This is a genomic window from Candidatus Pelagibacter sp. Uisw_101, assembly GCF_047727615.1.
In the GTDB taxonomy this organism is placed as follows: Bacteria; Pseudomonadota; Alphaproteobacteria; order Pelagibacterales; family Pelagibacteraceae; genus Pelagibacter.
This window is the reverse complement of sequence record NZ_CP159821.1, coordinates 1,203,957-1,225,429: the sequence shown is the minus strand read 5'-3', so window position 1 is coordinate 1,225,429 and position 21,473 is coordinate 1,203,957. Positions and strand designations below refer to the sequence as shown.

Sequence of the window (21,473 nt, the reverse complement as noted above, 5' to 3'; positions counted from 1 at the left end):
TATTCTGATAACTGATAAAATAAATAAAATAAATAAGATTATTATGAATAAATTAAAAAATTTTTTTAAAATAGGGTTTTACTCTTTAAATATTATATTGATAATTTTATATTTGTTTCCAGGTAGTATTCTTGGCTGCTTTTTATACAATGATTGTTATATACAGCCTCGAATTACTAGAGATTTTATAATTTCGTCAAATCATGTTTATGCTTTTGTTCTACTTTCAGGCTTAGGAGTATTTTCCTTTCATAACACTAAAAAGATTAATTTTTTAATTTTTTATCTATTTCTATTATCAATTTTTTTAGAACTATTTCACATTATCATTCCAAATCGTGGATTTGAGATAAGTGATTTATTTGGAAATATTGTGGGTGTAATATTGGTAATACTTATCTATAAGATTGTAATTAGGTATGTCTAAGTTTAGAAATTATTCTTTAATTTTATTAATTATTTTAATTACTGGTTGTTCCTCAATACCTCAAAACACCTCAAATAGTTGTTCAATTTTTAATGAAAGATACCTTTGGTATAAACATGCAAAAAAAACTGAACAAAAATGGGGAACTCCAATTTATATTCAGCTAGCTATAATTAAGATGGAATCAGACTTTGATTGGTTAGCTAAGCCACCAAGACAAAAATTATTTAAGATTATACCATTTAAGAGACCATCTAGTTCATTTGGATATTCACAAGCAGTAAATGGAACTTGGGAACAATATAAAAATGAAACTGGAAATAAATTAGCAACAAGAACAAGGTTTAAAGATAGTGTGGATTTTATTGGTTGGTATACCAATAAAACTGAGTCTCTTTTAAAAATTTCTAAGAAAGATGCTTTTAGGCAATATCTTGCATATCATGAAGGGTGGGGTGGTTATAAAAATTATAAGAATAATCAGAAAGTTATAGGCTTAGCTAAAAAAGTAGAAAAACAATCTAATAAATACAAGTCACAATTACAAGATTGTCAGAAAAGATTAAATAAAAATAAATATATTATTTTTTAACGAAGTTGTTTCTTTAGCTCAATATCAACAGCATCTATTCGTTTTGTATTCTTTGCTAACACCAAGTACATGGTTGGAGTTACATACAATGTAAAGAATGTTGATATAATCATTCCACCTAGAATAGTAGCGCCCACAGCCAATCTTGAAGCTTCACCTGCACCTGGTCCAATGTTTCCAATAACTAAAGGCATCATTGCAATCATTGTGCTTATTGACGTCATCATTATGGGTCTAAATCTTAATTGACAAGCTTCCTTAACTGAGGATTCTATATTTTTTCCAGCTGTTCTTAACTGATTGGCATAATCAACAATTAGAATACTATTTTTAGTCGATATTCCGATCAGAATTACAAGCGCTATTTGTGAGAAGATATTAATAGAACTATTCAAGAATAGTATAAAGACCAAACCTCCAAACAAAGCCAGTGGAACAGTTAACATAATAATAAATGGATGAATAAATGAATTAAAAGTTGCAGCCATTACCAGGTAGGCAGTTAGAAATGCTAATCCAAAAATAATAAATAGTTCATTGCTAGTTTCTTTTATTTCTTCTGATTTACCTTTCCATGCAATTTGATTAGAAGAGCCAATTTCTTCCATTGTTTCCTCTAAATATGTAATTGCTTCAGTAAGTGTATAAGATTCAGATATATTTGCAGATATTGTTACAGCCCTCTGTCTATTATATCTTGTTAATTTTTTTGCAGATCCTTTTTCACTGAACTCGACTAAATTGGCTAAAGAAATAAGTTTACCAGTGCTTTCCGATCTAACAAATATTTTAGAAAGTCCTTCTTGAGATCGTCTATCAGCTAAGTATTGTTGAAGTATAATTGGGTATTCTTTACCGAGCCTATTAAAGTTCGTTACTGTTTTTCCACCATAAAGAGTTTCCAGTGTTTTACCGATTGATTCAGTGGATACACCAAGGTCCTTAGCCTTATTTTTATTTATTTGTAGTTTTATTTCAGGTTTATCTCTTGAGTAATCTGATTCTAGTCTTGATAAATTTTTATTCTGTCTTAATTTTCTAATAACTTTGGATTGTATTTCTTCTAACTCTTCGTAAGTACTGCCCAATATAACCATTTGAACTGGTTTATTGTAGCTAGAAACTCTAATAGATTGAGGTGATATTGGAAAAGCGACAGTTTCTGGCACAGTCACAATTTTTCCAATTGCCTCCCTCATTATTGTTAGTGAACTTTTATCTCTTTCAGCCCATTCATCCAATAATGCAATTATTATAAAGCTGTTAAAAGAATTTTTGTTGCCACCAAAGCCTGGCACTCTCATTATAAACCTTTTATATGGACTACCCTCAGCCTGAAGAAGAGGGATTAATCTTTTTTCAACATCTTCTGCTCTTTTTTCAGTATATTCAAAAGAACTACCTTCATCTGTAAATCCAAGAACAAGATATACGCCTCGATCTTCCATAGGTAATAATTCTTTTTTTGTAAAATGAAATAAAACACCAGAGACAATAATAGTGAAGACAATAAATAAAATTATAATTTTTTTCTTATTTAGCCAATACTCCAATGTTTCTTCATAAAATTTTGATAACGATTTAAAAAATTTATCAAATTTAGTAACTATAAGATTTTGCTTAGGTTCTTTCTTTAAAAACTTACTTGCTAACATGGGTGACAAAGTAAGAGCCACAAAAGAAGATACCACAACTGAAAATGACAGCGCTATAGCAGTCTCTCTGAATAATGTTCCTGCAATACCATCTATAAAAATTAAAGGAAGAAATACAGCTACTAAAATTAATGTAGTTGCAATGATTGCAAAACTGATTTGTTTTGATCCTTTGTATGCCGCAACTAAAGGGCTTTCTCCATTTTCAATTCTTCTATAGATAGCATCTGTCATTATGACTGAGTCGTCAGTAATTATTCCAATTGCCAGAATAAAACTTAACAAGACAAAAATATTTATTGATAAACCAAATAAATAAAGTCCTAAGAAGGATGCTATTAAACTTACAGGCAAAGCAACGGCTGGAACAATTACAGCTTTTATATTTCCTAAAAATAAATAAATAATTATTACTACAAGTATAAAGGCAATTATTAATGTCTTATAAACCTCTTCAATAGCAGTACCCACATAGGTTGCTCTGTTAAAAGCTACTTCTATATTTAGATCCCCTGGTAATGTTTTCTTAACTTCATCTATTTTTTTACTTATTTCTTTAGAAAGTTCTACTGTTGAAGCACCACTTTTTGCATAAATACCAATCCCAACTGTAGTCAAATCTAAAGCACCTTTTCTTTGTGCCTTGAATAGATTTTTTTCTGAAACTGGACCAAACTCAATATTGGCAATATCTTGAAGTCTTATAACTCTGTTTTGGTTTTTTTTTATGGGTAGGGTTTTTAATTTTTCAATATCGTCATATGATTTATCTAAATTTAGTATTAAATCAATATTAGTAGCTTCTAATGTGCCTGCTGGCAGGCTCACATTTTCTTTTCTCAAAGCTTGTTCAACCTCTTGAATGGTTAAATTATTTGCTGCAAGTTTAATTGGATCTATCCAAACTCTAACACTTAGATCTCTTAAACCACCAGTTATAATAGTTCCTACATTTTTAACACTTGAAAATTGATCTACTAAATATCTCTCAACATAATCTCCAAGTTCTAAATCACTCCAGGTTGTAGAAGTTACTGAAAGCCACATAGTAGTTGAAAATCCTGCTGATTGTTTAAGTATTTGAGGGGCATCAGCTTCATCAGGTAACCTACCAACAATTCTTGCTACTCTTTCTCTTATATCGTTGGCGGCATTATCTAGATTAATATCAGTATTAAATTCAACACTAATTGAACTACTTCCATTTTCTGATGTTGAATTAATATTTTTTACTCCCTCTATTCCACCAATCACTTTTTCAATTACTTGAGTTACCTCTTGGTCAATTATAGGAGCTGAAGCAGATTTGTAGTCCACTTTAATTTGAACCACAGGAGGTTGTAGGCCTTCAGGTAATTCCCTTACAGGTAATTGTGAAAAAACAAATATTCCAAAAACAATTAATATAAGAGACATCACCCAAGCAACTACAGGTCTTCTTATACTTACATCTGTTATATACATTTAATTATTTATTTTTAGTGTCTTTTTTTCTGACTTATTAAATATATTTAATTTTTTTAACCAATCAAATTTGCTCTTTTTAGTTTCATTTTTTTTAGGTTCAGCTTTTTTTTTCCAATTGGATTTCACTTTTTTTGCACCTTTTTTAATTGGTTTTATCTCAAGTCTTGGTCTTACTTTTTTTAGACCTTCAGCAACAATATTATTTCCTTGTGATAACCCTGAAATTATTTCAATAAATCCACTATCTCTTATTCCAATCACAACTTCAGTTTTGTTAGTAATATTTTTTTCTGAAACTTTATAAACGTATGTTTTATCACCCTCCATCATTAAACTAGTGTCAGGTATACTTAGTGAATTCTTTTCATTGTATTTAATTGTAATCTCTAAAAGAGATCCTGGTAAAATATCAAAATTATCATTATTTAACTTTATTCTTGTAGCTAAAGATCTTTTTTCAATATCAATTCTTCCTGATGTAGAATCTATAATTCCAGAATAAATTTTATCATTATTACCAGAAAATTTAACATCAACATTCAAATTCTCTTTAATGAAACTTGAGTAAATCTCTGGGATATCGACATCTACATAAATTATTGAAGTATCTTCTAGCTGTATTAAAAGAGAACTTTCTGAAACTTTAATATCATTTGAGAAATCTCTTTTAGTTACTATTCCATCAAAGGCAGCTATCAGATTCCTAGTCTTTAATTTTGTTATTAAATCACCTTTTTTTAATTTTTTATTAAATTCTATTGGGCTAACTATTTCATATTTCTCAATTTTATATGATTTAGTTCTAAATGGGGTTGCCGTTCCATAAGTTGAAACTTTTTGGGAGAAATCTTTTGCAACAACTTCTGTTACTATTATTCCTGGAGGGGGTCTTTTACTAAATTTTTTTTTAAAATGATTTCCTATCATTGTTCTTCCAACAATTACTATTGCAATAATTAAAAAGAAGGTAAGGATTGCAGTTCCGATTTTTGTAGATCTTTTCATATTTTAATACTTTCCATATTCACTCCATGATCCGTCGTAAATAGTAGGCATATATTTATTATCTATTAAGGAATAAGCAAGAGCCAAAACTGAAGCGGTAACTCCAGAACCACAAGTAAATACAATGTTTTTACCTATTTCATATCCAGTTGATTTAAACTTTTCATGAATTTTTTCTCTGCTAATAAATGTATGATCTTGATTTATAAGCTCAGAAAAAGTTAGACAAAAAGAGTTTTTGATAGAGCCACTTCTCAATCCTTTTCTTGGTTCAGGAACGCTACCTTTAAATCTTTCTAAACTTCTTGCATCAATAACATTAAATTCATTTTCTAAAACATTTTTGTTAATTTGGTTTATATTTTTTACCAATTCTTTTTTTTCATGCACAGTGTAGCTAGAGGGAGTTGCTGAAATTATTTCACTAGTAGTTTGTTTGTCTTCTCCAATCCATTTTTTTAAACCACCATCCAATACATGAACTAATTCTGAATTGTGACCAAAATAGATAAAATTATACCAACATCTACATGAACTGATTACATCTGAATTATCATAGATGACTATCCGTTCATCATTTTTAATTCCCATACTAGAAACAATACCTTCCCATGACTTAGCATCTGGCAGCATATGAGGTAGGTCAGTATCTTTTTTAGAGTTTTTGTCTAAATCAAAAAAAATTGCATTTTCAATATGTTTATTTTTGTATTCATCAAAACCATCACGTTCTGTCTGAGGCATGTGCCATGAACAATCAATAATTTTTACTTTATCTAAATTTTCTTCTAACCAACTTGTATTAACTAAAGACATATTATCTTTTTTCTAAATATCTCTGATGGTATTCTTCAGCAGGGCAGTAATTTTTTAATAAAGAAGATTTTGTTACAACTTGTCCAGATAAACTTGAATTTATTTTTTTTAAAACATTTTCAGCAATTTCTTTTTGTCTGTCGCTTAAGTAAAATATTTCACTTCTATATTGTGTACCAAAATCTGGTCCTTGTGAATTTAAAGTTGTAGGATCATGAATTTCAAAGAAGAATTCTAAAATTTTTTCATAAGATATGATTTTAGGATCAAAATCTAATTTAACAACTTCTGCATGATTTGTATTACCAGTGCATACTTCTTTGTAGGTGACTTCTTTGCTGTCACCCCCACAATAACCAACTTCAGTTTTAATAACTCCCTCAAGTTTACTAAACTTAATTTCTGGTCCCCAAAAACATCCTAATCCTAATACTGCTATTTCCATTGATTATCCTTTAATTTAATTTACAAATTATTCTTATGCTAACTAAAAATCAATTAGGTTTTTTGTACATGTTTCTATCTGTATGCACCTTTTCAGTTATGGATTTGCTTGTAAAATGGTCAAGTGACTACCCAACTGGAGAAGTTTTATTTTTTAGAGGCTTTTTTGGACTGCTACCTACTTATTTTTTGATACCAAAAAATAAATTAAGAACTTTTTACACAACCGAAAGGTCAAAAGAGCATTTATTTAGATGTCTTATGGGTTTAATGGCTTTAATAGCAATAGTTGTTGCGTTAAGAGAGCTTCCTTTAGCAGTCGTTGTTAGCCTATCATATGCAGCACCACTATTTATTACCGTGTTATCAATTTTTTTACTAAGTGAGAAGGTAGGTGTTTTTAGGTGGCTTGCAGTAATAATTGGATTTATAGGTGTTATTATAATTGCTGAGCCAGGCTTCAAGGGTATGAATTACCTTTATTTTCTTCCTCTTATATTTTGTATTGGAATGGCTTTTGTAACCATTACGATTAGAAAACTATCTACAACAGAACCTATTTGGCTTATCTCAATTTTTTTTACAATTACTATTTCAATTGCTGGCTTGGCCACAATTCCAATGGGGTGGAAAATGCCAAACTTTCAAGATTTTATTCTTTTAGCTTTAATTGGAGTAACAGGAGGCTCTGCAAATTTATTTTTAACTCAATCATATAAACTTTCTGAAGTATCTTTAGTGGCACCCTTAAAATATTTAGCTTTGGTGTTTGCTATATTTTTTGGTTATTTTATTTGGAGTGAGATACCAACTATAAAAACACTAATTGGTGCATCACTCGTAGTTCTTTCGTCTCTTATAATCTTTAGAAGAGAAATTTATCATAAACAAAAAATACCATCTACTACTAGACATGAATAAAAAACCAAAATACTGGAATACTGCAAAAAAATATTTATCCAATAAAGATAAAGTGATGTCTTTATTAATTAGAAGATACAAATCTCCTTCAGAAGCTGTGCTTACTTCTAGAAAAGATATATTTTTTTCATTATGCAAGAGTATCATAGGACAACAAATCAGTGTTGCTGCTGCCAATTCTATATTTTCAAAATTTCAAAAAAAATGTAAGAATAAAATAAATGCTAAAACTGTTTCTACACTATCCACTGCTCAGATAAAAAGTTGTGGATTAACTAAACAAAAAGTTAAAGGAATAAAAAGTCTAGCGAAACAAATATTAGATAAATCATTTAACCCTAGGTTAATTCCTAAAATGTCAGATGAAGAAGCTATTATCTATTTATCTCAGTTAAGACAAATTGGTAGATGGTCAGCTGAAATGATCTTATTGTTTACTTATAATCGTTCAGATATTTGGCCCATACAAGATATTGGTCTTTTAAGAGGAATTTCAAAAAATTATAAAAAAAAATATTTACCACCTGAATCTTATGTAAAATTATTAAACAAAAGATTTAGTCCGTATTGTTCAGTTGCAACTTGGTATCTGTGGAGAAGTATAGATCCAGAACCTATTCAGTACTAAAACCTTCGATAATTTGTAAGTTTCGTTCAGTAGTATCTTTCGCTATAGCCCACCCATCTTGATATTCTTTAGAATCGTGGCATTTCATTGCCTGTTCATGACTTGGAAATTCCCAGATTACAGTTCTTGGGTAAGTTTCACCTTCTAAAGTTTCAAATTTTCCACCTCTCACAAGAGGCTTTCCTCCATAACTTTTTATTATTGCAGTAACTTTTGAACCATAATTTTTTAAATTTTCTTGGCTATCTATTTTTTTGTATAAAGCGATCCAGTAGGCTTTCATTATTTCTCCTTTTTAAATAATTTTTTATATGATAATGAATTTTATGGCAGAGAAATTAATTATCACTTTTGATCAGTATACAAAAATTGTAGAAAAACTAGCAATAGAAATTCACAACAATTACAAGCCAACAGTATTAGTGGGTATTATGAGGGGAGCAGCTCCAATATTAGATATTCTTTCTAGAGTTCTAAAATTGCCTATAGCCTACATAGTTATTCAAAGTTACTCAGGAAAAGGAATGGAAGACAAACAAGGTCAATTGATGTTTGCTCGAGAAATTAGTTCTTTAGCTGAGAATAAAGATTTTGATAAAGTTTTATTAGTAGATGATTTATCTGATACTGGATTAACTTTAAATAAAAGTATTGAGTGGTTAAAAAATTATGAGCCAACTAAAAATTATATAAATGAAGTTAAAACTGCATGTTTATGGAAAAAAAAATCATCCACATTTGAGCCAGATTTTTGTCCAGTAAAACTAGATTCAGACCCATGGATTGTTCAACCTACTGAACATTATGAAGAAATGTCTATGGAAGAAATAATTAAGAGAAATAAATAGGGCTGGAATAATTCCAGCCCTAAAAATTATATTTTAAGCAACTGCAAAACTGACAACACTTAAGATTGCAATAACCCATATTGCTGGTGAAGTTGAAGAAAACTTACCAGTAAATAATCTGATTAATGCGTATGATACAAATGCTAAAGCAATACCGTTACTAATACTGTATGTTAACGGCATAGCAATCATAGCAAGAATAGCAGGAGCTGCTTCACCAATATCATCCCATTCAATATCGGTTATGTTTCTAACAAAAAGAACAGAAACAAATACTAAAGCTGCACCATCAATTTGCTTAGGTAAACTCGTTGCTAAAGGAGCAAAGAATATACAAGCTAAAAATAGGAGACCAATTACTAAAGAGGTCATTCCTGTTTTTCCACCAGCTTTTACACCAGCACCAGATTCAACATAACTTGTTACAGTCGTTGTTCCCATCATTGCGCCAGCTACAGTTCCAACACTGTCAGCCATCATTGCTTTTTCGATATCTTTAACTTTACCATCTTTACCAACCTTGCCAGCAACGTTTGCTACAGAAGTTAATGTTCCTGCGGTATCAAAGAAATCAACAAACAATAAAGTAAACACTACAGTTGTCATACCAGCTGTTAATGCTGCTGATAAGTCAAAATCAAATAGATAAGTCATTGGAGGTGGTGAGCTTGCAATTCCATTAAATTTAGCAAGTCCAGTAGCCCATGCAATAATACTGAATAACAAAATACCAATAATGATATTCCCTTTAACTTTCATTTTTTCAAGGACAACCATTAAAATAAATGCAGCACAACCCAGTAGAACAAGTGGATCGCTCATGTCACCTAGTTGAACTAATGTTACTGGATTATCAACAACAACTTCCATGATTTGAAGTCCAATTATTGCTAAGAATAGTCCTATTCCCGCACCAATTCCTAATTTTAAACTTTTTGGAATTGAATTAATTAACCATGCTCTGATAGGTGTTAATGAAATGATTAAGAATAAAACACCAGCAACTAGTACAGCTCCTAAAGCTTCTTGAGGTGTGTAGCCCATTCCAGCACAAACACCGAATGCAACGAATGCATTAATTCCCATGCCTGGCGCCAAACCTATTGGCCATGTTTTTCCATAAAATGCCATTATGAAACAAGCAAGTGCTGTTGCAACAATTGTTGCTGTGTATACTGCTCCAAATTCAAAGAACCCTTTTTCTGGTCCAGCAAATTCACCTGATAGTATAAATGGATTTAAAAACATAATGTAAGCCATTGTCAAAAATGTTGTTACACCAGCTATTACTTCTGTTTTAAAATCAGTCTTGTGTTTTTTATAGTCGAAATATTTTTCTAACATTGATCCTCCTAAGATTAAGATCTACTAATATTAGATTAATCATGAAAATACTCTTAAAAATCTAAGTTTATCAACATATTTCAACTTATAAGTTTATATTTATGCCATATTTTGGGTGTTATCATTGACCCATGAAAAAATTTAAATTTATTTTAATAAGCTTATTTTTTTTATTTTTAGTTGCTGGCTGTCAAACAATCAAAGATAAAACAGATGCAATTGTTGAAAAAGAAAATGCTAAGTTAAGTGAATACATTGGAAAAACTTCAAGCAATTTACAAATGGAATTAGGTAAGCCAGATGAAGATTTTAAAAATGATATAGGCAATTTAGAGCTTGTTTACAATACCAAAAAATATGGAATACTTTGTGAAAGAAGATTTGAAGTAGATTCTAATTCTATGGTGATTAGTTTTGTTTCAAACGGTTGTTTCTAAAAACTAAAGACTAAATTTTTTCAGAAATTTTTAAAGCAAATGCATAATCAAGTGCAATTTCTTCTATAGCCCCATCTCTACCAGACTTACCACCATGACCTGCGTTCATTTCAGTTTTTAAAAGTAATAAACTATTATCAGTTTTATATTCTCTAAGTTTGGCGGTAAATTTTGCTGGCTCATCAAATAATACTCTGTTGTCACTTAAGCTTGTTGTAATCAGCATATGGGGATAATCCATTTTTTTTATATTGTTATAGGGAGCATAAGAATAAATATAATCAAAGTGATCTTTTTTATCTTTTGCATTTCCAAACTCATCAAATTCCCCAACGGTTAAAGGTAAGGAGTGATCTAAATTTGTTGTCAAAGAATCTACGAATGGTACAGCCATTATAATTCCTAGAAATAATTCAGGGGCTTGATTAACTACAGCGCCCATAAGAAGACCACCCGCAGAGCCACCCATGCCTATTATCTTATTTTTTGAAGTATATTTATTTTCAATTAAGTATTTTGCAGAAGCAATATAATCTTCAAAAGTATTTTTTTTATTAAGCAGTTTTCCTTCTTTCCACCACTTCATACCTCTTTCCATACCTCCTCTAATATGGGCCGTAACCCAGATGATATCTCTATTAATTAAACTTAATCTAGTAGTAGAAAAGCTAGGGTTCATAGAGCTTCCGTATGAGCCATAACCATAAAGTAGCAATTGAGCACTTCCATCCATTTTAGTATTTTTATGTCTTGTAATTGTAAGAGGAACCAGTCTTCCGTCGTGTGATTTACAATCAACCCTTTCAACAATGTAGTCATCAGGATTATGACCAGAGGGGATCTCTTGTTCTTTAACTAATTTTTTTTCTTTTGTGCTTAAGTTATAAGAATAAACTCTAGACTGCGTCTTTGGTGAAGAATAACTTATGTAAATCTCGTCTGTATCTTTATCTCTTTGCATTAAAGAGGCACCAGGAACATATACAGTTTCATCAGAAAAAATTAGCTCTTCTTCTATTCCAGTTGTGATATTTTTTACAAATAATTTATCTAAAGCATCTGAAGTTTCAGATCTTATGATCCAATTTTTTAAAAATGTTAACCCTCCAATTAGAACTTCAATTTTTGCAGCAATAAAGGTTTTCCAGTCTGGTTTTTCCAAGTTATCACTAATGTCTATTTTAAAATCTTCAGCATTTTCATTAGTATGATTATAAAATTTACCATCCCAAGAATTAACAGAATAAAGAATTCCTCTTTGTCTTTTTTTTATTAATTTAGGTTTAGGATCTTTTTCATTAACATCAAAGTAATATTGTTCAGAAGTATTATGGTCTGAAGAGCTGATAAAGAAGTATTTATCATCTGAGCTTAAACCAATTCCAACCGTAAAAGCTTCACTTTTTTCTTCAAAAATTAATTGATCTTCATTAACTTTAGTTCCTAATTTGTGTCTATAAATTTTTCTCGGTCTATGATTTTCATCAAGTTTTGAATAAAAAATATATTGATCATCTAAACTAAAAGTTATGCCACCCGATGTCTCCTCTATCTTATCAGTTACTAATTTTTTCGTTTCTATGTCTCTAATATATATTGTGTAATACTCAGAACCTTTTGTATCTAAAGAGTATCCTAAATATTTATCATTAAAACTAACCTCTAAATCGCCAACACCAAAGTATTCTACTTTTAGTTTTTCTTTTTCTTCATCACCATTCCAAATTTCTTCAATATTATTAGTTCCAATTTTTTTCCTTAATTTTATAGAATAATTTCCTTTAGTAGTTGTTTTTGACCAATACTCATAATCAAAATCTTTAAAGGGCAAGGATTCGTCATCTAATTTTATTCTTCCTTTGATTTCATCAAATAATTTTTTTTGAATGGTCTGGGTGTCTGATAAGTGAAAATCAGTATATGAGTTTTCTTCTTCAAGATATTTTCTGACTTCAGGGTTTAATTTTTTACTATCCTTCAAAACTTCCAGGATGTCATCTTGATGTATCCAGCTATAATCATCTTCCCAGCTAATATTATGACACGTTTTTATTTCTGATTTTTTTTTAAGTTGTGGTATTTTCATGGATACAAATTAAATATATGAATATTATCATTTATACACTAGTTTTTTTAGGAATTATTTACTTTTTACTTAAATTAGTAGCCAACACTTCATCAAAAAAAATATCAAAACACTTAAGAAAATTAATTTTTTTAGGTTTAATAATTTTAGCAATATTACTTGTGGTTGCAGGTAAGTTTTTATTAAGCATACCACTTACGTTGCTTAGTCTAGCTTTAGTTAAGTTAAAAGGGTTTTCAATATTTCAATTAATTGGGTTATTTAGACTTATACAAACACTTAGAAACTCTGGAAGATTTTCATTTAACCAAAATCAAAATATCAAAAATTCTTCTAAAATATCTATAGAGGAAGCCTACAAAATTTTAAATTTAGATATAAAAAAAAATATTACTAAAGATGATGTTAAAAATGCATATATAAAAATTCAGAAAAAGATACATCCAGATATCTCACCAGAGACCACAAGGTTATCGATGATTGTAAATGAAGCTAAAGAGATTGTATTAAAAGATATTTCTTAGTTAAGAATTTTTTTTAACAGAATAAAAATTTTATCAGGATTAATTTTATCCTTACCTGACGTATTGTGTGTTACGGTATTTTCTCCATCTGGGATAATTGGATACATTCTCGGACTGTAATTTCCATATATTAGTGGTGTGTCTGCCATTAAAACAATTGTTTTAATACCAAGCCCTGATGATAGATGACTAAAACTTGAGTCATTGCAAATAGAAGCATCACAATTTTTAATTATTGGTAGGGTTTCGCTTATACTTAATTTATCTAAGGGAATACATTTGTCCTTAAATTTTGTATCAAGTATTTCTTTTAAAATTTCTTGTTCTTCTTTATCTTTACCAGTAGCTAGGAAAAATCTACATTTATAAACGTTAGAGATTAGATGCATAAGTTTTATAAATGTTTTAGCAGGAACTCTTTTAGTTGGACCTGACCCACCTATACCAAGTATGATATTTTTTTGATCATTGTTAATTTTAAATTTTGATCTTATATTTTGTACAGACTTATCGTTGATAAAAATTTTTGGATCACTTTCTATAGTTAAATTTAAGTTTTGTTTTATAAATTTTTTTGCAGCATTAACTATATGTTGGTTTTTTTTTGTGAATAATGGGTATTGATGAATGTTTTTAATACCAGCAAATTTCGCAACTAAATAAAATCTAAGCGATGAGTTAAAAATAAAGATTTTATCAAAATTATGCTCTTTAAGCTCTTTCGCTAAGTTTATAAATCCACTAAAACCCTTATGTTTTGCTTCCTTGAGCTTACTTCCTTGCTCAAGAATAATTATCTTTTCAATATTTTTATTATCTTTTAAGAATTGTTCTGTTTTTGAACTTTGTTTAACTAGAATACTTATGGGTGTATTAAACTTTTTAGAAATAGCATCTATAAATGGAAGATAGATTATCATATCTCCAATCCCCATTTTATTTTGTACTACTAAAATTTTCATTTAATACTTTATCATCTTTACTAAATTTTTATTTTATATAAGTTTAGCATATGAGTAAAATTAAAGGTATTTACGCGGCATCAATGTCAGTATTTAATAGCAATTTAAGTCTAAACATTGAAAAGACAGTTAACCATGCTGAAAAAATAATAGATATAGGCTGTCATGGTGTTGCTATCTTTGGAAGCACAGGACAAGCACAACTTATATCCATAAGTGAAAAAATTGCTCTATTAAATGAATTATCAAAAAGCAAATATAGAGAAAAATATTTAATTGGAACTGGGCTTAATTCTTTAAATGAAACTATAAATTTAATGAAGGTTGCAAGCTCTTTAAATTTTAGTGATTTTCTAATAATGCCACCTGCTTATTATAAGTATGGTGATAAAGAGGTAATAGAGTTTTATTCAAGAGTGGTTGAGGCTGTGCCGGAAAGTAAGATTATTTTATACAACTTTGAAAAGTTATGTGGTTATAAGTTTAGTATTGAATGTGTTAAAGAGCTTGTTAAGAAGTTTCCAAAACAAATAGTTGGTGTTAAAGACAGCTCGTATAACCTATATGAAAATTTAAAGATTGATAATTTCTCAGTAATGCCAGGATCAGAGTTAAAGCTCCTAAAGGGTCTTGAACTCGGATGTGATGGTATTATTACGGCAACTTGCAATGTAACAGCAAATTTGTCTAGAAAAGTCTATGATGATTTTAATGAAAAAAAACAACAAAAAGAAAATGAGATTCTGTGCAAGGTTAGAAGTACATTTGATCAATATAATTTAATATCAGGGTTACATTCTTTTATGTCAGATCAAGATGACAATTACAAAAATGTTATACCACCCGTCAGTCTTTTAAGTGAAAAAGATAAAAAACAACTACTAGAAGATCTTCGTAAGCTTAATTTTACATTAGAATCCCTAAAGACAGCTTAAGTAGATTTAATAAGATTTTCCACAATATATTTAAACAAGAGACTATATTTATTAGTAATTAATTGATAAATCTAATTTTCTTAAAGCATGAAAAAAATAAAAAAAAATCCTCTTAAAAAAAAACCTTTAGCAAAAAAAAAAGTTAAAAAAATTATAGATAAAAAGCAAAAAAAAAATTCAAAAGTAAAAAAAAATATTAATAATAAAAAAAAAATAAGCAAAAATATAAAAACAAATAAGAAAAAAAGAAAAGTTAACACTAAAAAAAAAGCAACCATAATATTAAGGGTAGTTGAGCTTCAAAATTCTTTAAAGCCAGAATTTAATTTTAAAATTAATTTTAGTTTAGAAAAGTATATTCAAGCTTTTTTTGATGGTATCGCCAATAGAATATTTGAATATAAAACCTTAAAAGCTGAAGAAAAAAGAAGAAGACAACTTGAGGAAATTGAAAAAAAAGAAAAAGAAAAATTACAAATTCAAAAACAAAAAGTAAAAGAAGAAGAGGAACAAACTAAATTCCAAGAAAAAGCATTAAAAGAAGAAATTAAACTTGAAAAAGAAAGAGCAAGAGACATAAAGTTATTTTTACGTAAGGAGCAAGCATTACTTAGAATTGAACATGCTGAAAGACAAAAACAATTTCTAAAACAACTACAGTTAGAAAAACAAATAGAAAAATTTAGAATAAGAGAGATTAAAGAATTAGAAAAGCTTGAAAAAATTTCATTAAAAGAAAAAAGAGATGATTATGCTGGCCTTCAAGCAAGAATAGAGAAATTAAAAGATAAATATAGGATTATAAGAGATCAAAAAATTAGAGAAAGAGTAGAAGCTCTAGGAGTAAAAATTCAAGGTGATGAGGATAGAGAAACTTTACTCCAAAAAGAGAAAGACTATAAAATTGCAAGACAGAAAATTGAACTTTCTCTTGAAAGTTTTTATAGAAGCGCCAGCAGTTTAGTTTTTCAACTTAACAAACGGCATATAACTAGACATATGTCAATTTTTAGATGCATTGACCAAAGATTTGAAACTGGTGAAATCTTTATTAAATGGGATGAAGCACCAGATGAAGAGTGGCTGATGTTAATTTATATAAAAAATAATTCACCTGATGAAGGAATAGTCATTGAAGATAAATCAGACCCTGAGAAGAACTCTTCTCATGAATTCAAATCAAATGAAATATTTAAAGCCTCTGATCTAATGGTCGACTCGTTAACGCAGTTAATTTCAAGAAAAAGAGCTAAAAAAGATTAAATTAGATACTGTCCTCTTTAATCAATCTTTCAATTTCAGGTATTAGCTCACGACTTTTAAATGAGGGGTAAAATTTCAATGCACTCTCAATACTCTTAATTGCTTTTTCATATTCTTGAAGTTTTATGAAAATTCTTGCTTGTCCTGATAAAGCCCCAAAGTGTCTAGGCTCTATAACTAAAACTTTATCAATATCATTTAATGAATTTGTAAATTGGCTCATTAAAAAATATACCGTTGCTCTTTTATTCCAAGCCTCAGACCATTTGGGGTCATTCTCCAATATATTACTAAAAACTTTTAATGCATAATTATAATCACCATACTGCATCAACTCTGTTCCAAACTCTAATTTTTCAGTTAATTTAAAATCATTGGGATGCTCATTCCAAATAGACCAAATTTTTTGTTCCAGTAAAGCAGCACTCTTTGAATTGTTAATAGTTAGAAGTTGGCCAAAAAGATTATTTAAGATGTTTTTTTGAGAAGACTGTGCAGAAGAAATAAAACTAAATATAAATAAAAATAGTATAAAAATTTTCATGTCTAAAATATATTTTATTCAGTATCTCTTCTCAACATTAAAAAACTATTTTAAAAGTTGTTTTTTATTTTTTAGAAATAAAAAGAAAGCTATAATCTCATAAAAAAATGAAAATAAAGTAAAGATTACAGGGGTTTTAAAGAAACTATAAAGAAACTTGTATTTAGGAATTTTTTTCCACACTAATAAAAAGGCTTCTGCTCCTCCAATTACCCTCTCCCCATCTTTAATATGGAGTCTACGTAAAAGGCTCTTAGCATTTTTTTGAGTTTCTATTTCTGCAGATTTATTATTTGTGATATCTACCCACTCAATATCTTTAACATCCTGTTTTTTGTACAAGTTTATTTCAGCACGGCAAATTTTACATGAATTATTAAAATAAACTTTCACAATCTATTTTTTATCTTTCCAAGCTGTCATCCCACCAGTCATATTTTTTACATTTTTTATTCCCATGTCTTGCATAGTTTTTGTTGCAAGTGTGCTTTGACCTCCAAGACCACAAAAAACAATATATTCTTTCCCAGGATTTTTTTTAAACATTTCATTCTCTAAAGGACTTCCATCAGCAAGGTAAAACTCTAATAAGCCTCTTTCTAAATTCACAGCATTACCAATAGTTTCTGACTCAAAACTATTTTTATCTCTTACGTCTATAAATTGAACATTTGGGTCATTCAATTTTTCTTTGGCCTCATCAACCGAAATATTTTTTATCTCGTTAGAAATGCTCATTAATTCATCAAATTTTTTCATTATATTGTCCTTTTTTTTAATTTATTCCTAAAATTATATAGAATCCGATAGATTGTATATGTGCGAAATACGACAATTGAAAAAATAATTTTATCTATTACTTGTTATACATGAGTGATTTTTTTACTAAAACAGATTTATCAAGAAAAGATGCAGAAAGTATTATTTCTGAAACATTAAATAATTGTGATGATGGTGAGCTTTACTTGGAAAATTCTAAAAGTGAATCTATTGTACTTGATGATGATAAAATAAAGAGTTCTAGTTATAGTTCTGATCTAGGATATGGCTTAAGAGCTGTAACGGGTGAAGTTGTAGCTTATTCCCATTCAAATGAAATTTCAAAAAAATCATTAAAACAATCTGCTAGCAATCTAAGCTCAACATTAAAATCTCAAAATGGTATCTACAATCATGAAATTCCACAAACTAATGAAAAATTTTATAAAGATGTTAATCCGATAGAAGAAAAATCACTACAATCTAAATTGGATCTTTTAAAAGAAGTTAATAGCTATACGAGAGCCAAAGGTGGAATGGTGCAACAAGTTACTGCCAGTTTTGCAGGTGAGCATAAATCTATAGAAATTATAAGATCTGGAGGTGAAGTCTTAACAGATGTTAGGCCCTTAATTCGTTTTAATGTTTCAGTTATGCTTGAGAAAGATGGAAAAAAAGAAACAGGAGTTTATGGAATTGGTGGAAGACAATCCTACGATGAGTATCTTAAAGATGATAATTGGAAAAAAGTATGTGATGAAGCATTTAGAATTGCTTCAGTAAACCTTGAAAGCAAACCTGCACCAGCAGGCGAAATGAAAGTTGTTCTAGGATCGGGCTGGCCGGCAATACTCATCCATGAAGCTATAGGACATGGCCTTGAAGGTGACTTTAACAGAAAAAAAACATCTGCTTTTCATAATTTAATGGGTCAAAGGGTTGCTAGTGAAGGTGTTACTATTGTTGATGATGGAACTCTTCATAACAGAAGAGGAAGTTTAACAATTGATGATGAGGGGACACCAACTGAAAAAACTGTTTTAATAGAAAATGGTATATTAAAAAATTTTATGCAAGACCGACTAAATGCGAGGTTAATGAATACAAGATCAACAGGTAGTGGTAGACGAGAAAGTTACAAACATGTTGTTCTTCCAAGAATGAGAAACACAATGATGTTAAATGGAAATTATTCTCAAGAAGAGATGATTAAATCGGTTGATAAAGGAATATTTGCAGTAAGCTTTGGGGGTGGGCAAGTGGATATTACTTCAGGAAAATTTGTATTTAACTGTACAGAAGCTTATGAAATTATTAATGGTAAAATAGGATCACCCATTAAAGGAGCAACATTAATTGGTGATGGTCCTTCAATTTTAAAAGAGGTTTCATTAGTTGGAAATAATATGATGCTTGACCCAGGTATTGGAACCTGTGGAAAAGCTGGACAAGGTGTTCCAGTAGGTGTGGCGCAACCATCGATCTTAATTGACAAAATGACTGTCGGTGGAACTCAATTATAAATCATATGGTTAAAGATCAAGATTATTTAAAAAAGACGGCTTCTTTTTGCATAGATTTAGCAAAAAAATTAGGAGCAACAGATTCAAGTGCTGCTGTAATGCACTCGATTTCAGAAACGGTAAACTTTAGAAATAAAAAATTAGATGAATCTGATAGATCAGATAGTCTAGGTGTTAGTCTTACAACCTATATTGGTAAAAAAAAATCAAGTATTTCTTCTTCAAATCTTACAGAAGAAAATATTAAGACATTGATAGAAAGATGTATTGAGACAACAAAAATTACTCCAGAAGATGAGTATAATTCGTTACCAGATAAAGACTTACTGGCTAATAAAATTAATGATCTAAATTTATATGATGATGACCATATAGAGAATGATGAAAAAATTGAATATTTAAAAGAAGTAGAAGATGCTGCATTTCAAAAAAAAGAAATCATTAATACAGAAACTGGTTTCTCCGAGTCAAAATCAAATTTTATATTAGCAAGTAGTGATGGTTTTTTAAATGGCTATAAGTCTTCGTCTTTTTCAGCATCATGTGTCGCCGTAGCAAAAGATTCTAATAATAAAATGGAAAGAGATTATGAATTTACTAGCACTTGTCATCTAAACGATATGTTAAAGCCTAGCCAAATTGGTGCAATGGCAGCAAAAAAAACATTACAAAAATTAGATCCAAGAAAAATAGAAAGTGAAAAAATTAGCATTGTCTTTGATAGAAGAATTTCAAAAGGAATGTTGAGTGTTTTTGCAAGTGCAATATCTGCTTCTTCTATTGCTAGAGGTACATCTTTTTTAAAAGATAAAATTAATGAAGAAATATTTACATCTTCAATAAATATTTTTGATAAACCCAATATAGTTAAAGGATTAGGGTCAAGGTATTTTGATTCCGAGGGAGTAAAAACTGATGAATTAAAATTAGTAGATCAAGGTATTTTAAAACATTATTTAGTGGATACTTACAATGGGAAAAAGCTAAACCTTAAGTCAAATGGTAGAAGTGGTGGAACAAGTAATTTGTATTTTGAAAAAGGTTCTATTTCATACAAGGACTTATTAAAGTTAAACCAAAGAACTTTATACATTACAGAAACTATCGGTCATGGAAGCAATTTAGTTACAGGAGATTATTCAGTTGGTGCCACAGGGTTTATGGTTGAAAATGGAGTGTTTAAATATCCAGTAAGTGAAATAACTATTGCTGGAAATTTTAAAGACATATTCAAAAATATTACCTTAGCTGACGATCTTGAGTTTAAATATTCTACAAATGCTCCTACGATGTTAATAGAAGGTATGGTAGTTGCAGGTAAATGAAGGACTTTTGTATTATTGGTTCTGGAATTTCTGGTGCAACAATTGCAAACTCCCTTAGTAAAAAATATTCATTAGATGTTTATGATAAGGCAAGAGGGGTTGGGGGAAGATCATCTAATAAAAAGCTTAATAAGAATGAAAGCTTTGATCATGGTGTTCAATATATTTCACCAAAAAGTATCCAATTTAAAAGTTTTATAAAAAGTTTAATTTCAAAAAAAATTCTTAAAAAATGGACAGGAAATCATATTTTTCTTAATGATAATAAAAAAGAGGATAAGAGCCATATTAAGATAATTGGTAAAAAGGGGAATAATGCAATTAGTAAATATTTATTAAAAAATATTAACTGTAATTTTAGTAGTGAGGTTATTAAAATTGCTAATAGAAAAAAAGTTTGGGAAATATCTTTTTCAGATGGATCAATAAAATTTTATAAATCTTTGATATTAACTTGTCCATTCCCTCAATTAAAAAAACTTTCAAAAAAATATATTAAACATTCATTTATAAATAAAAGAATTAAAATGGATGCAAATATAACTGTCATGATGACTACAAAAAAAAGTAAACTTAATGTTAGTAGTTATTTTTTTAATGATAAAATTTTAGGCTGGGCTGGAAATGAAAATAGTAAAATGCGCTTTAAAAGTAAAAATGATCTTTGGACCCTACAAAGTACTTACTCATGGGCAAATAAAGAGATTAATAAAAATCGAGACAATAATAAATTGAACACAAAAACTTTGATTGAGCAGTTTTTTAAGCTTACAGGTATAAAAAAAACTAAAGTCTTATTTTCATTAAATCATGGCTGGAAATATTCATCTAACTCAAAACCTTTAAGAATTAAAAGTTATTGGAATTCTTCTTTAAACCTTGGAGTTTGTGCGGATTGGTTTGTTGGACCTAGATTAGAATCGGGATGGATAAGTGCTCAAGATCTTTTTAATAAAATAAATAAATAA

The 21,473-nt window shown here is 29.2% G+C and carries 22 protein-coding genes; 11 read left to right on the top strand and 11 right to left on the bottom strand.

The features are described 5' to 3' along the window. Positions 1-419 precede the first annotated feature (419 nt). Complete coding sequence (locus ABXT48_RS06560; RefSeq protein ID WP_415286238.1) at positions 420-1,019, top strand: lytic transglycosylase; 600 nt, start codon at positions 420-422, stop codon at positions 1,017-1,019. On the opposite strand, the gene ABXT48_RS06555 is transcribed toward ABXT48_RS06560, so the two are convergent. Genes ABXT48_RS06555 through msrA form a run of 4 tightly spaced genes read right to left on the bottom strand, consistent with a single transcriptional unit; the run spans position 1,016 to position 6,407 of the window. Then, on the bottom strand, positions 1,016-4,138 hold the full coding sequence (locus ABXT48_RS06555) for an efflux RND transporter permease subunit (protein ID WP_415286237.1): 3,123 nt from the start codon (positions 4,136-4,138) through the stop codon (positions 1,016-1,018). The genes ABXT48_RS06560 and ABXT48_RS06555 overlap by 4 nt on opposite strands. Beyond that, the gene (locus ABXT48_RS06550) at positions 4,139-5,146 is read right to left on the bottom strand and encodes an efflux RND transporter periplasmic adaptor subunit (protein WP_415286235.1); all 1,008 of its coding nucleotides are present in this window, start codon (positions 5,144-5,146) and stop codon (positions 4,139-4,141) included. 3 nt (positions 5,147-5,149) lie between these two features. After that, on the bottom strand, positions 5,150-5,962 hold the full coding sequence (locus ABXT48_RS06545; RefSeq protein ID WP_415286233.1) for a sulfurtransferase: 813 nt from the start codon (positions 5,960-5,962) through the stop codon (positions 5,150-5,152). A 1-nt stretch (position 5,963) separates the two neighbouring features. Then, on the bottom strand, positions 5,964-6,407 hold the full coding sequence (gene msrA, locus ABXT48_RS06540; RefSeq protein ID WP_415286232.1) for a peptide-methionine (S)-S-oxide reductase MsrA: 444 nt from the start codon (positions 6,405-6,407) through the stop codon (positions 5,964-5,966). Between the two features lie 35 nt (positions 6,408-6,442). Here msrA and ABXT48_RS06535 point away from each other — a divergent pair, with 35 nt between their 5' ends. Both ABXT48_RS06535 and ABXT48_RS06530 read left to right on the top strand, forming a co-directional pair. Then, the gene (locus ABXT48_RS06535) at positions 6,443-7,327 is read left to right on the top strand and encodes a DMT family transporter (protein WP_415302861.1); all 885 of its coding nucleotides are present in this window, start codon (positions 6,443-6,445) and stop codon (positions 7,325-7,327) included. After that, complete coding sequence (locus tag ABXT48_RS06530) at positions 7,320-7,955, top strand: DNA-3-methyladenine glycosylase family protein (protein ID WP_415286229.1); 636 nt, start codon at positions 7,320-7,322, stop codon at positions 7,953-7,955. The genes ABXT48_RS06535 and ABXT48_RS06530 overlap by 8 nt, the downstream gene beginning before the upstream one ends. On the opposite strand, the gene ABXT48_RS06525 is transcribed toward ABXT48_RS06530, so the two are convergent. After that, the gene (locus ABXT48_RS06525; RefSeq protein WP_415286227.1) at positions 7,942-8,238 is read right to left on the bottom strand and encodes a DUF1330 domain-containing protein; all 297 of its coding nucleotides are present in this window, start codon (positions 8,236-8,238) and stop codon (positions 7,942-7,944) included. The two genes, ABXT48_RS06530 and ABXT48_RS06525, sit on opposite strands and share 14 nt — an antisense overlap. A 28-nt stretch (positions 8,239-8,266) precedes the next feature. On the opposite strand from ABXT48_RS06525, the gene ABXT48_RS06520 reads away from it, so the two are divergent. After that, positions 8,267-8,803, top strand: coding sequence for a phosphoribosyltransferase (locus ABXT48_RS06520; RefSeq protein ID WP_415302860.1), 537 nt, complete (start codon positions 8,267-8,269; stop codon positions 8,801-8,803). Between the two features lie 33 nt (positions 8,804-8,836). Here the strand turns inward: ABXT48_RS06520 and ABXT48_RS06515 are convergent, their stop codons facing one another. Further along, positions 8,837-10,147 (bottom strand): NCS2 family permease, encoded by a 1,311-nt coding sequence (locus ABXT48_RS06515; protein ID WP_415286224.1) that lies wholly within the window; start codon positions 10,145-10,147, stop codon positions 8,837-8,839. Between the two features lie 131 nt (positions 10,148-10,278). On the opposite strand from ABXT48_RS06515, the gene ABXT48_RS06510 reads away from it, so the two are divergent. Then, positions 10,279-10,584 (top strand): hypothetical protein, encoded by a 306-nt coding sequence (locus tag ABXT48_RS06510; RefSeq protein ID WP_415302858.1) that lies wholly within the window; start codon positions 10,279-10,281, stop codon positions 10,582-10,584. A gap of 10 nt (positions 10,585-10,594) precedes the next feature. On the opposite strand, the gene ABXT48_RS06505 is transcribed toward ABXT48_RS06510, so the two are convergent. Continuing rightward, positions 10,595-12,670: a S9 family peptidase gene (locus ABXT48_RS06505; protein ID WP_415302856.1), complete on the bottom strand. Its 2,076-nt coding sequence runs from the start codon at positions 12,668-12,670 to the stop codon at positions 10,595-10,597. Positions 12,671-12,687: 17 nt separating this feature from the next. On the opposite strand from ABXT48_RS06505, the gene ABXT48_RS06500 reads away from it, so the two are divergent. Continuing rightward, on the top strand, positions 12,688-13,194 hold the full coding sequence (locus ABXT48_RS06500; protein ID WP_415286219.1) for a J domain-containing protein: 507 nt from the start codon (positions 12,688-12,690) through the stop codon (positions 13,192-13,194). Here the strand turns inward: ABXT48_RS06500 and ABXT48_RS06495 are convergent. Next, positions 13,191-14,156: a glycosyltransferase family 9 protein gene (locus tag ABXT48_RS06495; protein WP_415286217.1), complete on the bottom strand. Its 966-nt coding sequence runs from the start codon at positions 14,154-14,156 to the stop codon at positions 13,191-13,193. The two genes, ABXT48_RS06500 and ABXT48_RS06495, sit on opposite strands and share 4 nt — an antisense overlap. A 50-nt stretch (positions 14,157-14,206) precedes the next feature. Here ABXT48_RS06495 and ABXT48_RS06490 point away from each other — a divergent pair, with 50 nt between their 5' ends. Next, complete coding sequence (locus ABXT48_RS06490) at positions 14,207-15,091, top strand: dihydrodipicolinate synthase family protein (protein ID WP_415286215.1); 885 nt, start codon at positions 14,207-14,209, stop codon at positions 15,089-15,091. Between the two features lie 87 nt (positions 15,092-15,178). Continuing rightward, entirely contained in the window at positions 15,179-16,354 is a 1,176-nt protein-coding gene (locus ABXT48_RS06485) for a hypothetical protein (protein WP_415302855.1), read from the top strand. A gap of 1 nt (position 16,355) precedes the next feature. On the opposite strand, the gene ABXT48_RS06480 is transcribed toward ABXT48_RS06485, so the two are convergent. From ABXT48_RS06480 to ABXT48_RS06470, 3 genes are read right to left on the bottom strand one after another with little or no spacing between them, the layout of a single operon-like run. Beyond that, the gene (locus ABXT48_RS06480) at positions 16,356-16,898 is read right to left on the bottom strand and encodes a tetratricopeptide repeat protein (protein ID WP_415286212.1); all 543 of its coding nucleotides are present in this window, start codon (positions 16,896-16,898) and stop codon (positions 16,356-16,358) included. A 45-nt stretch (positions 16,899-16,943) separates the two neighbouring features. Then, positions 16,944-17,291, bottom strand: coding sequence for a thiol-disulfide oxidoreductase DCC family protein (locus tag ABXT48_RS06475; RefSeq protein WP_415286211.1), 348 nt, complete (start codon positions 17,289-17,291; stop codon positions 16,944-16,946). Positions 17,292-17,294: 3 nt separating this feature from the next. Continuing rightward, positions 17,295-17,657: a rhodanese-like domain-containing protein gene (locus ABXT48_RS06470; RefSeq protein ID WP_415286209.1), complete on the bottom strand. Its 363-nt coding sequence runs from the start codon at positions 17,655-17,657 to the stop codon at positions 17,295-17,297. 110 nt (positions 17,658-17,767) lie between these two features. Here ABXT48_RS06470 and tldD point away from each other — a divergent pair, with 110 nt between their 5' ends. Genes tldD through ABXT48_RS06455 form a run of 3 tightly spaced genes read left to right on the top strand, consistent with a single transcriptional unit; the run spans position 17,768 to position 21,473 of the window. Beyond that, complete coding sequence (gene tldD / locus ABXT48_RS06465) at positions 17,768-19,180, top strand: metalloprotease TldD (protein WP_415286207.1); 1,413 nt, start codon at positions 17,768-17,770, stop codon at positions 19,178-19,180. Positions 19,181-19,185: 5 nt separating this feature from the next. After that, positions 19,186-20,505, top strand: a complete 1,320-nt coding sequence (locus tag ABXT48_RS06460; protein ID WP_415286205.1) for a TldD/PmbA family protein — start codon at positions 19,186-19,188, stop codon at positions 20,503-20,505. After that, positions 20,502-21,473, top strand: a complete 972-nt coding sequence (locus ABXT48_RS06455; protein WP_415286203.1) for an NAD(P)/FAD-dependent oxidoreductase — start codon at positions 20,502-20,504, stop codon at positions 21,471-21,473. The genes ABXT48_RS06460 and ABXT48_RS06455 overlap by 4 nt, the downstream gene beginning before the upstream one ends.